The sequence below is a fragment of the Maricaulis sp. B-26 genome (assembly GCF_056857855.1).
In genome coordinates this window covers 149,049-163,096 of record NZ_JBSXNX010000025.1, presented here as the reverse complement: position 1 = coordinate 163,096, position 14,048 = coordinate 149,049, and the positions used below count along the sequence as shown (strand labels likewise).

The following is a 14,048-nucleotide window of genomic DNA, read 5'->3' as shown; positions in this document are numbered from 1 at the left end:
TTACAGATTGTATTTTCCCCACCCTCACCCAATCCGATAATTATATTTATCAGATTGATTTAATGAGCGTTTTTCAAAATCCGCACTTCGGCTTCACCGAATAATAAATCATTATCGGTGCGGCGGGACCGCCTTCAGCGCAGCGTTCCGGCAATGGCGCCGTCGATCGAGAAAGCGCCGCCGCCGCGAGCGAAGAGGTAGAAGGACATCGCGGCCACGATCACCGCCGCCGGCCAGGCCTCCGGCGCAATCCAGGTCGCATACACCGCACATCCCGCCAGAAGGGCCAGCCCGGCAATCCGGGTCAGGAAGCCGAGGACGAGCATAACGGCGACCAATTGGCTGCCCCAGACGGCAAGCTGGGCGAGATGGTCCGGAGCGATGAGCGGGACGTCCCAGATGTGGGCGGCCTCGATCGTGCCCGGCATGACGTCCGGCCAGACCGCAGCATTGTCGCGGCCCCAGAACCAGAGGCCAGGCGCCAGCGACAGGCGTATGAACCCGCCCACGATCCAGTCCGGCATGAAGCGTTCGGCCGAGCGCGGCCGTTCGTTCGAAATCATCTTTCCCCCGGCCTGTCGGCTCAGTCCCCGGGGAGAACCATGCCGCAGCGCCGGTCGCGGAGCAAACCCGCGCACCTATCGCGCGAAAAACCGACCCGTGAGGGTGTCGAGCGAAATCCGTCCGGGCCCCTGCACCACAAGGTAGAGCGCCATAACCGTCCACAGGGCATGCGTCCCCCACCAGGCCTGCGGGAAGACGAAAATCTGGATCACCAGCGTCATGCCCAGAAGCGCCAGCGCGGAAAGACGCGTGAACAATCCTGCGAGGAGAAGGAGGGGAAACGCGAATTCCGCCAGCACCGCCATCCAGGCGGCCGCCTCCGGCGGCAGGACCGGGAGCGCGAAATCATTGCGGAACTGGGCCAGTGCCGCCGGTTTCAGCTCCAGCGGGAACGCAGGCAGTTTCAGCCGGGATCGCTCGACGGCGAAATCATTGATGTAGTCGGTATAGGTCAGCAGGCCGACCGTCTCGACCTTGGTAAGGAGCGATCGCCAGAACACGCCGGCGAGGGTCAGCCGGGCAAGGAGCGGCAGAAAGTCCGGGGCCAGCCAGCCGGCCAGCACGTTGAATCCTCGGGAATGCCACTCCCTCAGCCGGGCGATCACAGAGACATTGGCGGTCGATGGATTGGCTGGGGTCATGAGGAGGGCTCCCGAGGTGACAGTCTGGATTCCGGATCGCACAGGAGCCCGGCACCAAGGGCGAAACCGAATTCGCCCGCAGGGTCGAGCCCCGGCTCCGTGGCGCATGCCGCAGCGCTGGCCCCGGCGATGGTGTTTCCTTCTGCCAGGGCATCGAAAAAGGCCCGGCGACCCGGCGTCATCATGTCCGCCTGCACACCGGACGGGCCACGCCAGACCAGGACATCGCTCTCACCCAGCCCGACCCTCATGGGCCCCGGCTCCGCGTCAAACCTCTGAGCCCGCCACAAATCCAGCACGGGATGCGCCAGCCTCAGCCTTCGAACGGCGCTGTGCAGACGCGGCCTCAGCCCGGGGAGCAGTCCGGGATCGAGACGCGCGACCCTTTCAGGCCGCAAAACGGGATCGTCAGCCGCGTAGAGAACTTCCAGCCAGGCCCGGTCGAGACGGGCGATATCGGGCAGATAGGGCAGGCCGGACGCAGACGGCCAGCTTGCGATGAATTCCGGGAATCCTGCCCCGTAGAGCGTCAATGTCCGCTCGCGCGGCGGCTGCGACTTCCAAAAGGCGTGCGCCATTGGAGAAAAGAAGTTCGGGCCGACGATCCGGTCGACCGCAGGAAAGGCCGAGCGCAGGGCCTCGATCCCGTTTTTCGCGACGGCATTGGCGTAAACGGCAAAGCGGCGGCGGTTCTCAGCGTCGAGCCCTGTCAGACTGGCGTCTCCGCCCCGCAATCCTTTGGCGAAATCGTCGAACAAGGCGTCACGCATGGGCTGCCTCCGCATGCGGTTCGGCCGCCAAGACGCCGGAAAGAGCCCGGTCGACCAGGGCTCGCTCCGCCATCAGCTCCGGGAATGAGGGTATGGCATTGTCCCGCTCCAGCAGGGTCGGTTTCGGCCCGATGCGGTCGAGGACTTTCCGGTACAGCGCCAGAACGGGTGTCGCCACCGGCGCTCCGTGCGTATCGATCAGAAGCGCATCGCCCAGCTCGCGATCCTGTTCATGCCCGGCGATGTGTATTTCACCGACGGCGTGCAAGGGCGCAGCGTCGAGCCAGGCATCGACGGCGAAGCCGAGATTGTGGGCGCTGACATGGAGATTATTGACGTCGAGCAGCAGGCCGCACCCGGTCCGCCGGACGGTCTCCGCGAGGAATTCGGGTTCCGGGACAGCCTCATCAAGGCGCAGATAGCGAGATGGATTTTCGACCAGGATGCGCCGCCCGAGAGCGGTCTGCATGCTGTCCACATGCTCGCAGAAGCGGTCGAGGGCGGCGGTCGTCATCGGGGTCGGCAGCAGATCCGCGAAATAAGTCCCTGCATGGGCGGACCAGGCGAGGTGCTCGGAGACAAGTTCCGGCTCGAACCGGTCGATGAGGGATTTCCAGCGCGCGAGATGGCCGGCGTCCAGTGGGTCCGGGCCGCCGAGCGACATGCCGACTCCGTGGAAGGAAAGCGGATAACGCTCGCGAATGGCGGCCAGCCAGGCAAGCCGTGGCCCGCCATCGCTCATGTAATTTTCCGGATGGACCTCGAACCAGAGGCCGTCCACGCCGGATTCAAGCGCGTCGCGATAGTGCTCGGGCTTGAGTCCGAGACCTGTCGTGGGGGACAAGGCGGCAACAGGCATGCGGGACGGCCTCCTTAGCCGGGGCACAACGCGCCCCGGCGGGGGGATCGAACGGAATTTACGGGCGCTCGACCGGAGTCAGCGAGCCGTTGCCGTAGGGCGTTTCGATGGATTCGCAGGTGCCTTCGGGGACATAGCTCCAGGCATTGCCCTGGTAGTCCGCGGTGGACGTACCGGCACAGGAGGTGCCAGGACCGGCAGCGCAATCATTTTCGCCGGCGAGCGATACACCGTAGCATTGCTCCATCTCATTATCTTCGACGGCGGTTGCGGCATGTGCCGCAGCGGCCGAGAGCGACAGGGCCAGAGCCGACGCCGTCAGGGCGGTGAGTTGGGTTTTCGTCGTCATGTCAAAGCTTCTCCTAGAAATCGGGTGCGGATGCCAACCGGTCTGCGACCGGACCAGGGCATGGCCCGGCTTGGCAGGCGGCCGGGGACTGCGGCCATGGCCGGCAGCACCCGCTCGATAACGTTAGGAAGAACACCGGCCCCGACGCCACTCACGAAGCGGTTCGCCGCGTCACCTTCGCGTGAAGGCCCGTCATCGGCGCTTGAGCCGGACGACGCCTCAGCGGCCTACATAGGCGGTGTAACGTGCCGTGCGCGGACCGAAAGCGTGCATCCGGAAGCCGACCGGCTCCATGTCCGGTCCGTCGCACCCCTCCACCTGTTCACCGGTCCGGGCCGCTGCCGGAACCGGGAGGCAGAAGAAGCCTTCCTGACGGCTGTGCACGTGCCGGATCTCCGCCACCATCAGTTCATCGCCGGACGGAAAGCCCCGATAGAGGTCCGCGCATTCATTGCCGGCAAGCGCGTGACGCCCGCGCAGACGGAAATTGCCGTCGGCAGTCGCCTCGAGGATCGCGACCCGTAAATTACGGTCGAGCGTGTTGCAGACTTCCAGCGTGCGAACCGGCTGCGCCAGCCCCCGCTCGTCCTGCGGCGCCCCGGGGCACAGAGCGGCATCGCGGGAATCCAGCCCGGAGCACTGAATGCGCCAGCGCACGCGCCCGACATTGCGCCCGCCACTCCCCCGCAAGCCTGTATCGCTGACCGGAAGCCGCCGGAAGCTCCGGCTCTCACGCGCAGCGCCGCAGGGCGCGGTCGATGCGAAACTGGTCGCGCTGTTCGCGGATACGCAATATTGCGCATCGGCGCTACCGGCCGGCCAATGCCACTCGCCGGACATGACGTGCAGATCCACATCCTCGCCGACCACGCCGTTCAGCGCGCCATCCAGACACTCGCCGGGCTGGACGAGAAACCAGGTCCGCAGCGTTCTGTCCGCAGACGGCGACGTGCGATAGGCGGCTGCCGACGCGACCGTGAAACCGGTCTCGTTGCAGATTTCCAGCAGGACATCGCGCTGGGCATGACCCGTTCCGCCTGCCAGCCAGGCGAGGCCGGCCCCGATCGCCAGAATAATTCGCAAGACAACCTCCCCGTTTACACCCTCAAGATGCAAATGAGAGGCAAGGCGTCAACTCGTTTCACCCGCCGAAGACGGTCCACATCAGGCGGCCGGGGAGAAAGGCGAACAGACCGGGGAGGATCAGGGCGCCGAAATAGAGGCTGCGCGCACTCTTGCGGTGCTCGTCGACGCGGCGGCGGCGGATATTCCAGACGAGCACGGCCAGACTGACAAGGGTCAGCGGCACGAAGATATGGATCGGCGAAAACTGCCCGCCATTGATCTGCCGGATGAAGATCGCCGACACGGCCGTGACGACCATGAGGCCGACGAAGAGCATGCCCAATGTCCGATGGGGCAGGCCCGACCGGGGGCCGAACAGCTGAATGCCCCCGATCAGCAGCGCGGCGAGCGCGGCTGCGAGATGTATCTGGATGACGGGCGAGACCTCGAAAAGCGCGGTGAAGTTCATGACGGACTGTCTCCTGGCTGCACGGGACCCCCTCTGGTTCCCGCCTCAAGACAGTCGCCCGCCGCCGACAGGGAAACCCCGCTTGCGCGAGCGGGCTGCCAGGCTGCGCGAATTGCGCTAGGTGTCGTTTCACGTATCGCGAACAGTCAGGTGCCATGCGAGAGCAGATCGAGAAATTCGGGCCGCCGCTTCTGTCGATCCTGGTGATCGGTACCGTGCTGTCCATTCTGGGACCCTATGATTCACGCCAGCTCGGAATGCCCGGAGCCTGGTTCTACTGGACGGCGCTGATGGCGATCGGGTGGCTGGGTGCGGTCGCGACCAACCGGCTCATGGATCGCTGGGCGGTCGGGCTCAGGACCTTTCCCCGATACGCCCTTCTCTCCCTCGGTGCGTCCCTGCCGGTCTTCGCGGGAGCTGTTCTCATTCAAGCCGCGATCGGTCCGGCCTACCCCGCAGCGGTCCTCCCGCAGATACTCTTCTATGTGTGGGTGGTGTCTGCAGCGGTCACCACGATCGGCTGGCTGATCCAGCGCAGACAATCCGATTCCGGAGCGGCCGAACCCGCTATCGGTCAGGCCCTGCTCGAGAAGCTTCCGCACCGGCTGCGCCGGGCCGAGATTTTCGCGCTGGAGGCCGAGGATCACTATCTGCGCGTCCATACTGCAGCGGGAGACGCGCTGATCCTGATGCGACTGAGCGACGCGATCGTCGCAGTAAATGCCCTCGACGGGGCCCGCACGCACCGATCCTGGTGGGTCGCCCGCAGTGCCGTTGACGCGGTCTCGCGTGGCGACGGGCGCGCACGCCTGACCTTGCGCAATGGCGTCGTCGCCCCGGTCAGCCGGACCTATGCGCCCGGGCTGCGGGAAGCCGGCTGGTACTAGCCCCCTCTCGCGGCCGGAGCTCGGAGATATCTCTCAGATGAAGATGTGTGCGGTTGCGGGCTGCGAACATTTCTAGATCGACAGGCCGAACCCGCCCGATTGTGCCTGGACAAGGACGATCGAGGACATCGCCAGAACGCCGTACAAGGGCAGGCTGGCACTGAACCAGGCGTTCGGATCGGAATAGCCGCCATAGACCGCCCAGTTTGCCGCAAGATTCACGGCCAGATGCCCCGAGATGGCTGGCAGGATCGATCCGCTGGAAAGCGTGCAGGCGGCTCCCAGAATGATCGAATAGAGCATGCAATGTGCGGCAAAGACCGGCATCGAAATCCGCGACTGTGGCGAGTCGATCGACCAGAGGGGCAGATGCCAGACGGTCCAGATGCCCCCTACGGCGATCGACGCCTTCAGCCATCCAATCTCGTGACCGAGCGATTCCTGCAGAAGGCCGCGCCATCCGAGTTCCTCGCCGAGCGGTCCGAGGATCAGGTTGACACCGACCATGCTCGCAGCGAGGCCGACGTCCGGCCTTTCGCATCGTTTCGTGCCGGATCGGCCGAGAAAAAACAGAATACCCAGAGGCGCGAAGGCAAGCAGCCAGGCGGACACCGGGATGGTCGATACCTGAAATGCACGCGAAAACAGGTCATCCAACGTCCCGTTCGCAAGGCTTGCGACGATGGCGGCGAGCGACGGCCCCCAGACCATAAGCAGCCAGAACGGAAGGCCCTGCCTGCTCTCAGGGTTTTGCGCGCCGGGTATGCGGGAAACAGCAACAAAGCCGACCGATGAGATAGCGAAGGCCAGGACCAGGAAGAGCCAGGGCATCAGCCTCTCTCCGCCACCACTCCCAGACGCTCTATGATCGGCGCCAGTCCGGTCGGTTTGCGAAGCAGGGGTTCGAGTGACAGGAGCGCCGTCGCTGCAAACGCGGCGGCTTCCCGCCGGTCCCAGTCGCCCATGATCTCCCGACGGTTGATGTGCGAGTTTATCGTCAGAAACAGCTCCGCCACATGTCCGGGCGCGACCCCGTCCTCCACGCACGAGGCGAGACGGCGGCACAGAACGGGACTGAGGAGATTGAATACCGCCGTGTCCAGACTGGACAGGTAATCCTGCCGCTCTTCGGGCTTGCTCAGATGCGCCAGCACGCCGGTCGCTCCGCCCAAATGGCTTGAGCCGAGGGTCAAGACCGCAGCTATCGGCGGCCCGCTGGCCGCTTCGAAATCCAGAACGAGGCGTGAGACCTCGGCCTCGACCAGCGCGTCCAGGATCGCACGCTTGTTGCCGAAATGGTGATACAGCCCGCCGCGGGAAATCCCGCATGCCAGGCGGATGTGCTCCATCTCCGTTCCAGCCAGGCCGCGCTCGGCAATGAGCTGCCGCGCCTTCTCAAGAATGTCTGCCCGCCTTCGGGCCTGAGAGAGTCTCGTTCGCATTGGCACACAATACCGACGCGTGTCGGTTTATCAAATGCGAATTCAGCCGGCGAGGCACGGATCGCCCCGGGACAATGATGCCTTGGCGACCCTCAGAGAGCAGGGATTTGACTTTACCGACATATGTCGGTTATTGAAGCTCTCACGAGCCGAGCCGTCGAGCCCGGTGGCCATGAAACATCCATCTCCGCTCCGGGAGCCCTCGATGATCAACGCCAGAACCATTTGGATTACCGCACTTTGCGCCGCGGTTGCATGGACCGGACTTGTCTGGCTCGATGCGCGCAGACTCACTTCGATCACACCACAAGCCGACAATGCGGAGCTTGCGGCTTCCCTGGACGAAGTTATGAGCGTGGCGATGCGCAAATACTCGATCACGGGAGCGGTCGCTGGCGCCATCCGGAATGGCGAAGTCGTCTGGCGAAGTCGCGAAGGGCTCGCGCAACCGGACGGAGAACCGCTCACCGGCGAAACGAGCCTCAATCTCGCTTCGATTTCGAAACCGCTCACGGTCTGGACCGTTCTGGCGCTTGCCGAAGCCGGGCAGATCGAGCTGGACGCACCGATAAACGACTATCTTCAGAGATGGCGGCTCGAAAGCGATCGCTTCGATCCCGAAGACGTCACCGTCAGACGCATTCTCCAGCACTCGGCAGGCCTGAACATTCATGGCTTCGGTGGCTACGGACCCGGGGAGCGCGTCCCGGAAGACGTCCTGGATTTGATGGATTCGGGGTATGAAGTTCGGCTCGTCGCCGAGCCCGGTACACAATGGCGCTATTCGGGCGGCGGATACGTTCTGCTCCAGCTGATGATCGAGGACGTAACCGGCGAAACGCTCGATCGGGCCGCCTACGCCCTGGTCTTTCATCCGCTCGGCATGGATTCCACCGGATTTGACCCGGACAGACTGCCAATCCGGAGCGCTGCCTTCGCGCACGGGGGCAATGAAATCCCGTCCCTGGTCGATGTCGCGCTGACAGCTGCCGGCGGATGGTCTTCGGCCGAAGACATGGAACGCTTCCTGCTCGCTCACACCAATGGCGGAGGCGTTCTGAACCGGCAAAGCCTGGTTGCACTCGCAGAACCGTCGGAGACCCGTGAAAGCCGCGCAATGAGCTATACGCGCCGGTCGAGCCCGGGTGGCATAATCCTCGGTCATGGCGGGAATAATTCGACATGGCACGGTCAGATATACGTGCGCCCCGGCACCGGCGACGGCTTCTATTTTTTCACCAATACGACGACCGGAGCCCAACTGGATATCGACCTGAGTTGTGCCTGGCTGTCATGGGCGACCGGCCGCACGGCCGGAGACGTTTGTGCGGGAGAACTGTCAGTCACCCGAAAACTGAGTGCCGTCACAGCAGGCGCCGGCATCGTTCTCATACTGCTCATGGCCCGTCTCCTGACCAATCTGGTGTCGGGGAAACGGCGCTTGTCGCTCCTGCCGTCCAAGTCGAGCTGGCCAGGCTTCATCGGCCGTATGCTCGGCGTCGCAATTTGCGGCCTGCTGACCGCGGGGCTCGCCATCATCTTCTGGTTCGACTGGATCTACTGGCGAACCGATGTCGTCTTTCTGGACGAGATCCCGTTCCGGGAGATCGAATGGCTCCTGCCTGTCCTACCGGGAATATTCGCCACACTGGCGCTGGCGTTCTGGAGCAGTCCCAAGGCACGGCCGTAAAAAAGGACTGACCACCGGCGCGTTCAGCCTGTTCCGGCTGGGCAGTTCACGGCGGGCGCGATGCACACCTCTCTTGAACGCCAATCGATCGGGACGGCCGGCCCTAATGGGCAAGGAGGATGGCGAAGGGGATTTGCTTGAGCAGGGCCGTGGTCTCGTCCCGTCCGACCACGCGCTGCCAGCCCGGCGCCCCGAACCCGCCCATGACGAACAGGTCTGCCGTTGCCTCGTCCGCTGCGCTGCGAAGCGCTTGCGGCACCCCGCTCTTCGGATCGACGCTCTCGGTGGTGCAGGGCACGCCGTGAAGTTCGAGATAGCGGGCCAGCGCACCCAGAGACGAGGCCGATCCGCTTTCGGACCCGGCATGAACGACATGCACGGACTTCGCCGCGTCCAGCATCGGCATGGCGCCGGACACCGCCCGCGCCGCCTCCAGCGATCCGTCCCAGGCTATCACGACCCGGTTGAACCCGTTCGTGGCCTCACGCCCGGCCGGAAGAACCAGAACCGGCCGTCCGGATTCCCGGGCTGCCGCCTCGATGGCGATAAGCTGGGCATAGGCGTCGTGCTCGTCCGGCTTTGCCAGCATGACGAGGTCGCACAGGCGGCCCTCCACCGCCATCGCTTCGCCGGGAAGGCCGATGAATTCGAGATAGCGCCCCATCACCTTGTCCGGCGCGTCGTCCGCTATGGCCTCGAAGGCCTCGTGCGCCCGCAGGCTCGCCTGTGCCGCGGCATCGTCGAGCGCCTCGAGCACGGCTTCCATGCCGTAGGTCGAAAAGGCATTGCCCAGGAAGTCCGCCCCGCTGGCGACATTGCGCCGGACGAAAAGCGCGTCCATGCCCGCGCCCCAGCGCTGGCAAAGGGGCAAGGCCTGCTCCAGTAGTCCGGCATCGTCGTCGCTGCCGCTGAGAATGGTGATGACCCGGCGAATGCTCATTTGCTTGTCTCCCTCGATCGCCTCGTCAGCCCGCCAGGGCCTTGCGATGGCGGCGCCAGTCCCGGGCACTCTGCCCCCAGACATCGACGAGAAAGCCGAAACCGGCCACCTCGACTTCTTCACCCGAATTGCGGGATCCCAGTTTCGCTGCGACGGCCTGGCTTGCCGCATTGTCGGCATGGATGAGATGGATCACATCCCTCCAGCCCAGCTCGTCGAACACGTAATCCATCGTCGCGGCCGCCGCCTCGGTGGCGTAGCCCCGCCCCCAGCTCGCCCGGTTGAGCGACCAGCCGACTTCCGGTTGGGGCCAGCCATGGGGGAACCACGGCCCGATCCGCCCGAGCCAGGCCCCGCTCTCCTTCTCGATAACCGAGAAGAAGCCGTATCCGCGCAGCGCCCAGTGCCCTACGATCCCGCACAGGGAACGCCAGACGATCGGCGGCGACTGGACGCCGCCGATAAAGCGTGTCGTAACCTCGTCGCCCATCAGCTCGCACAAGGGCTCGAAATCGTCGAGCGCCGGCTGGCGCAGAATGAGACGGTCGGTTTCCAGGCGAATTCCTTCCATGTGTCAATGCGATCCGCTGGGCACGAAAAGTCAAGGCGTTATCCCGTGCGACCTGTCGGCGCAGCACCACGTTTCCGCTCGCGAACACAGGCCAATCGGGTCGTGGCGCCATACTCGCCCGAAAGTGGCAACCGCACTGATTGAATACTGCGCAGCCCCGCTGGATCGGTTGGCGCGCAGCTTGCAAAAATACCGGATGAGTGAATCTGTCTGTGGAGTGAGTAAGCGACGATGACCGAGCAAAAAGGTCCCGGCATCATCAGTCTCCTGGTCTACCTCGTCGCAGGGGCCGGGCTCGCGGGCGGCATGGCCGGATGGATCCATTCCAGCGGCGCAGCCGACTGGGCGCGCACGCTCCAGCATCCGGCCTGGACCCCGAATGCCAGCATCCTCACCGGCGTCGGCGTCGTCATGCCGGCCTTCATCGTCATCGCTCTCTGGATCGCCCAGCGCGGCGGGCGCGATGGCTGGCGCTTCTTCTCCAGCATCAAGATCGTCGGCCTGCTCGCGGGCATCCTGCTGCGGACCTATGTCTATTACGGCAGCCAGGACGTGGTGATGGGCTTCGTCGCGACGCTCGCCCTCTGGGTCTATGCCCTTTTCACCGTCGGCGTGGTCCAGCGCTGCTGCCGCCCGTCCGGCGTCCTGCTCTGGTTCCCCTTCGCCTGGATCACCTATCTCCTGATCCACGATTTCGAGGTGATGCGCCTCTACAATGACGCGACCTTCGCCGGCGGCGGGCTCTGATCACATACAATCAGACATGAAAAAGCCGCCGGCCCGATGGACCGGCGGCTTTTCATCGCGGTAGCCGCAGGGCTCAGCCGAGCGCCGGCTCGAGGCCCTTGCAGGCGTCGACCAGGCCCTTCACGGCCTCGACCGAACTGTCGAACATGGCCTGCTCGTCAGCATTGAGCTCGATCTCGACGACCTTCTCCACGCCGCCGGCGCCGATCACGACCGGCACGCCGACATAGAGGTCGTTCTGGCCGAACTGGCCCGTCAGATGCGCGGCGCACGGCAGGATGCGCTTCTTGTCGCGCAGATAGGAGACGGCCATGTCGATGGCGCTCTCGGCCGGCGCGTAGAAGGCCGAGCCCGTGCCCAGCAGGGCAACGATCTCGCCGCCGCCCTTGCGGGTGCGGTCGACGATGGCGTCCATCTTCTCGTCCGTGGACCAGCCCATCTTGACCATGTCCGGAACCGGGATGCCGGCCACGGTAGAGTAGCGCAGCAGCGGCACCATCGTGTCGCCGTGCCCGCCCATAACGAAGGCCGTGACGTCTTCGACGGAGACCTCGAACTCGTCGGCCAGGAAGTGACGGAAGCGCGCGCTGTCGAGCACGCCCGCCATGCCGACCACCTTGTTGTGCGGCAGGCCGGAGAATTCGCGCAGCGCCCAGACCATGGCGTCGAGCGGGTTGGTGATGCAGATCACGAAGGCGTTCGGTGCGTATTTGGCGATGCCCTCGCCGACGGCCTTCATGACTTTCAGGTTGATGCCCAGCAGATCGTCGCGGCTCATGCCCGGCTTGCGCGGCACGCCGGCGGTCACGATGCAGACGTCCGCACCCTCGATGGCGGCATAATCGTCGGCGCCGGCCAGCTTGCTGTCCTTGCCGAAAACCGGGCTGGCTTCGGCAATGTCCAGCGCCTTGCCCTTGGCGACGCCTTCGGCGATGTCGAACAGGACGACGTCGCCCAGTTCCTCGCGCGCGGCGATGTGTGCCAGGGTTCCGCCGATCATGCCGGAACCGATAAGGGCGATCTTGTTACGGGCCATGGAGAAGCTCCTTCATCGGATTGGATATAATTGCTGCGCTGCGGTCTAGCGCTGGCAGGGCCAAGGAGCAAGCGCGCTCATTCGTCGCTGGCACACGGCGCCTGCCTCAGCGCTTCATCGCCATGAGAATTCCGTCGCCCAGCGCGGTAAATGCCATGTCGACCCGGTCGTCGTCGCGGATCTTGTCCGCCAGGGCCTTGAGCGCAGCCGTATCGGGGTCTTCGGCGATACGCGCGGGATCGGCAACGCTTCCGCTCCAGAGCACATTGTCGAACAGGATCAGACCGCCCGGACGCAGGAGTTCGAGCCCGGTCTCGTAATAGGCGTCGTATCCGGTCTTGTCGGCATCGACGAAAATCATGTCGACCCTGCCGCCGACCTCGGAGACGAGTTCGCGCAGGCTGTCGCGGGCTTCGCCGATACGCAGCTCGATCGAGCCGGATACGCCGGCTTCTTGCCAGTAGTCGCGCGCCTTTGACGTATACTCCTCGGAGATGTCGCAGCCGATCAGCCGGGCCGCATCGCCGTGCATGTCGCGCATGGCCAGAATTGTCGCCAGTGCGGAATAACCGGTAAAGACGCCCACCTCGACCGCGATCCGGGCCTGCACGAGCCGCGCGCACATCTGCATGAACGCCCCCTGTTCCGGGGAAATCTGCATGCGCGAAATATCGCCCATGGCGTCGGTCTCGCGGCGGCATCGCGCCAGCGCAGGCGGTTCGTCGCGATTGGCATCCCGCACATAGGCCGTGAGGGTCTCGTCGAGCGTGATCGATCGTGACATCGGCGTCTCCCGCAGCGAGGTCTAGGTTTCAGTATCGCACACATCGGCCGGCCGTTCCGCCGCCAGGTATTCGTGCGTCCGCATTTCCATGAGACGCGAGACCGTACGCTCGAACTCGAAGGCGCCATCGCCTTCGGGATAGAGATCGACCGGCTCGGCATCCGCGCTCATGACAAGCTTGGTCTTCGCCTCGTAGAGCGCATCGATCAGGGTCACGAAGCGCTTGGCCTGATCGCGCTTGGCCGGCGTGAGCTTCGGGACGCCTTCGAGCAGAACGGTATGGAACCGCGCCGCGACGGCGAGGTAGTCGGCGGAGCCGAGCGCCCGGGCGCATAATTCCTCGAAACCGAAACGCGCCACGCCGGCCGCTTCCCGCTCGACCCGGAGATTTCGGCCCTTCACATCGATATCGGCATGCTGCGGAACCGCGCCCGAGGTCAGGCGTTCCCAGGCATTGTCCATCGCCAGCTCGGCGTCCATGTCGAGCGGACAGTAATAGACCGGCGCGGCTTCCAGCTGACGCAGACGGTGATCCGTCCCGCCGTCGAGCTCGAACAGGTCGAGCCGCTGCTTGAAGAGGTCGATGAAGGGCAGGAAGAGCTGCCGGTTGATGCCGTCCTTGTAGAGGTCGTCCGGGTGCCGGTTCGAGGTCGCCACCACGACGACGCCCTCCTCGAACAGATGCTCGAAGAGCCGCCCGAGGATCATGGCATCGGCGATATCGGTAACCTGGAATTCGTCGAAGGCGAGCAGGCGCGCCTCGCGGGCCAGGGCACGCGCCACCGGCGGGATCGGATCATCGCCCGCGCCCTTCACATATTCGGGCTGCCGCTTGCGCTGGGACGCAGAGAGCTTGCGCCAGGCCCCGATGCGGGCGTGGACATCGAGCATGTATTCGTGGAAATGCGCCCGCCGCCGTGGCCGGACCGGCGCATGGTCCATGAAAAGGTCCATCAGCATGGACTTGCCGCGCCCGACTCCGCCCCAGAGATAAAGCCCTTTCGGTGCCGGCTTCGGCTTGCCGAACAGGGGTTTGTGACCGCTCTTCCAGTGTTTGAGACGCGCAGCGAGTTCCGTCAGAGCCTCGGCGGCCCGCGCCTGGTCCGCATCCTCCGTCAGAACACCCTCTGCCACCCGCTGGCGCCATACTGAAATCGGCGTCGTCATGACATCAGGCTATGGGAGTTTGCCGCAATGCGGTCAATGGGGAGATTACGCAACTGGCCAGAGACGC

The 14,048-nt window shown here is 64.7% G+C and carries 17 protein-coding genes; 3 read left to right on the top strand and 14 right to left on the bottom strand.

Translation table 11 applies throughout. The features are described from left to right. Positions 1-134 precede the first annotated feature (134 nt). From AC13HB_RS12240 to AC13HB_RS12210, 7 genes are all read right to left on the bottom strand, one after another. Positions 135-563 carry a DoxX family protein gene (locus AC13HB_RS12240; protein WP_482950048.1) on the bottom strand — a complete coding sequence of 143 codons (429 nt, stop codon included), beginning with the start codon at positions 561-563 and terminating at the stop codon, positions 135-137. 75 nt (positions 564-638) lie between these two features. Beyond that, positions 639-1,205 carry a DoxX family protein gene (locus AC13HB_RS12235; protein WP_482950047.1) on the bottom strand — a complete coding sequence of 189 codons (567 nt, stop codon included), beginning with the start codon at positions 1,203-1,205 and terminating at the stop codon, positions 639-641. Next, on the bottom strand, positions 1,202-1,975 hold the full coding sequence (locus tag AC13HB_RS12230) for an HvfC/BufC family peptide modification chaperone (RefSeq protein WP_482950046.1): 774 nt from the start codon (positions 1,973-1,975) through the stop codon (positions 1,202-1,204). Before AC13HB_RS12230 ends, AC13HB_RS12235 begins: the two co-directional genes overlap by 4 nt. After that, on the bottom strand, positions 1,968-2,819 hold the full coding sequence (gene bufB / locus AC13HB_RS12225) for an MNIO family bufferin maturase (protein ID WP_482950072.1): 852 nt from the start codon (positions 2,817-2,819) through the stop codon (positions 1,968-1,970). The genes AC13HB_RS12230 and bufB overlap by 8 nt, the downstream gene beginning before the upstream one ends. Before the next feature lie 73 nt (positions 2,820-2,892). Continuing rightward, entirely contained in the window at positions 2,893-3,183 is a 291-nt protein-coding gene (locus AC13HB_RS12220; RefSeq protein ID WP_482950045.1) for a BufA1 family periplasmic bufferin-type metallophore, read from the bottom strand. A gap of 219 nt (positions 3,184-3,402) precedes the next feature. Then, complete coding sequence (locus AC13HB_RS12215) at positions 3,403-4,266, bottom strand: hypothetical protein (RefSeq protein WP_482950044.1); 864 nt, start codon at positions 4,264-4,266, stop codon at positions 3,403-3,405. Positions 4,267-4,324: 58 nt separating this feature from the next. Further along, positions 4,325-4,717, bottom strand: coding sequence for a DUF2306 domain-containing protein (locus AC13HB_RS12210; RefSeq protein WP_482950043.1), 393 nt, complete (start codon positions 4,715-4,717; stop codon positions 4,325-4,327). Between the two features lie 155 nt (positions 4,718-4,872). On the opposite strand from AC13HB_RS12210, the gene AC13HB_RS12205 reads away from it, so the two are divergent. Then, complete coding sequence (locus AC13HB_RS12205; RefSeq protein WP_482950042.1) at positions 4,873-5,604, top strand: LytTR family DNA-binding domain-containing protein; 732 nt, start codon at positions 4,873-4,875, stop codon at positions 5,602-5,604. Positions 5,605-5,676: 72 nt separating this feature from the next. Here the strand turns inward: AC13HB_RS12205 and AC13HB_RS12200 are convergent, their stop codons facing one another. Both AC13HB_RS12200 and AC13HB_RS12195 read right to left on the bottom strand, forming a co-directional pair. Then, positions 5,677-6,435 carry a CPBP family intramembrane glutamic endopeptidase gene (locus tag AC13HB_RS12200; RefSeq protein WP_482950041.1) on the bottom strand — a complete coding sequence of 253 codons (759 nt, stop codon included), beginning with the start codon at positions 6,433-6,435 and terminating at the stop codon, positions 5,677-5,679. Beyond that, positions 6,435-7,046 (bottom strand): TetR/AcrR family transcriptional regulator, encoded by a 612-nt coding sequence (locus AC13HB_RS12195; RefSeq protein WP_482950040.1) that lies wholly within the window; start codon positions 7,044-7,046, stop codon positions 6,435-6,437. The genes AC13HB_RS12200 and AC13HB_RS12195 overlap by 1 nt, the downstream gene beginning before the upstream one ends. A gap of 205 nt (positions 7,047-7,251) precedes the next feature. On the opposite strand from AC13HB_RS12195, the gene AC13HB_RS12190 reads away from it, so the two are divergent. Beyond that, a complete protein-coding gene (locus AC13HB_RS12190; RefSeq protein ID WP_482950039.1) occupies positions 7,252-8,736 on the top strand; it encodes a serine hydrolase domain-containing protein in 1,485 nt (494 codons plus the stop codon). A 103-nt stretch (positions 8,737-8,839) separates the two neighbouring features. Here AC13HB_RS12190 and AC13HB_RS12185 read toward each other — a convergent pair whose 3' ends face one another. Then, the gene (locus tag AC13HB_RS12185) at positions 8,840-9,676 is read right to left on the bottom strand and encodes a hypothetical protein (RefSeq protein ID WP_482950038.1); all 837 of its coding nucleotides are present in this window, start codon (positions 9,674-9,676) and stop codon (positions 8,840-8,842) included. Between the two features lie 25 nt (positions 9,677-9,701). After that, positions 9,702-10,247, bottom strand: coding sequence for a GNAT family N-acetyltransferase (locus AC13HB_RS12180; protein ID WP_482950037.1), 546 nt, complete (start codon positions 10,245-10,247; stop codon positions 9,702-9,704). A gap of 231 nt (positions 10,248-10,478) precedes the next feature. Here AC13HB_RS12180 and AC13HB_RS12175 point away from each other — a divergent pair, with 231 nt between their 5' ends. After that, a complete protein-coding gene (locus AC13HB_RS12175) occupies positions 10,479-10,994 on the top strand; it encodes a tryptophan-rich sensory protein (RefSeq protein ID WP_482950036.1) in 516 nt (171 codons plus the stop codon). A 73-nt stretch (positions 10,995-11,067) separates the two neighbouring features. Here AC13HB_RS12175 and mdh read toward each other — a convergent pair whose 3' ends face one another. The 3 genes from mdh to zapE form a co-directional block, all read right to left on the bottom strand. Further along, entirely contained in the window at positions 11,068-12,030 is a 963-nt protein-coding gene (mdh, locus tag AC13HB_RS12170; protein ID WP_482950035.1) for a malate dehydrogenase, read from the bottom strand. 106 nt (positions 12,031-12,136) lie between these two features. Then, positions 12,137-12,814 (bottom strand): O-methyltransferase, encoded by a 678-nt coding sequence (locus AC13HB_RS12165; RefSeq protein WP_482950034.1) that lies wholly within the window; start codon positions 12,812-12,814, stop codon positions 12,137-12,139. 21 nt (positions 12,815-12,835) lie between these two features. Continuing rightward, complete coding sequence (zapE, locus tag AC13HB_RS12160; protein ID WP_482950033.1) at positions 12,836-13,981, bottom strand: cell division protein ZapE; 1,146 nt, start codon at positions 13,979-13,981, stop codon at positions 12,836-12,838. Positions 13,982-14,048: the final 67 nt, after the last annotated feature.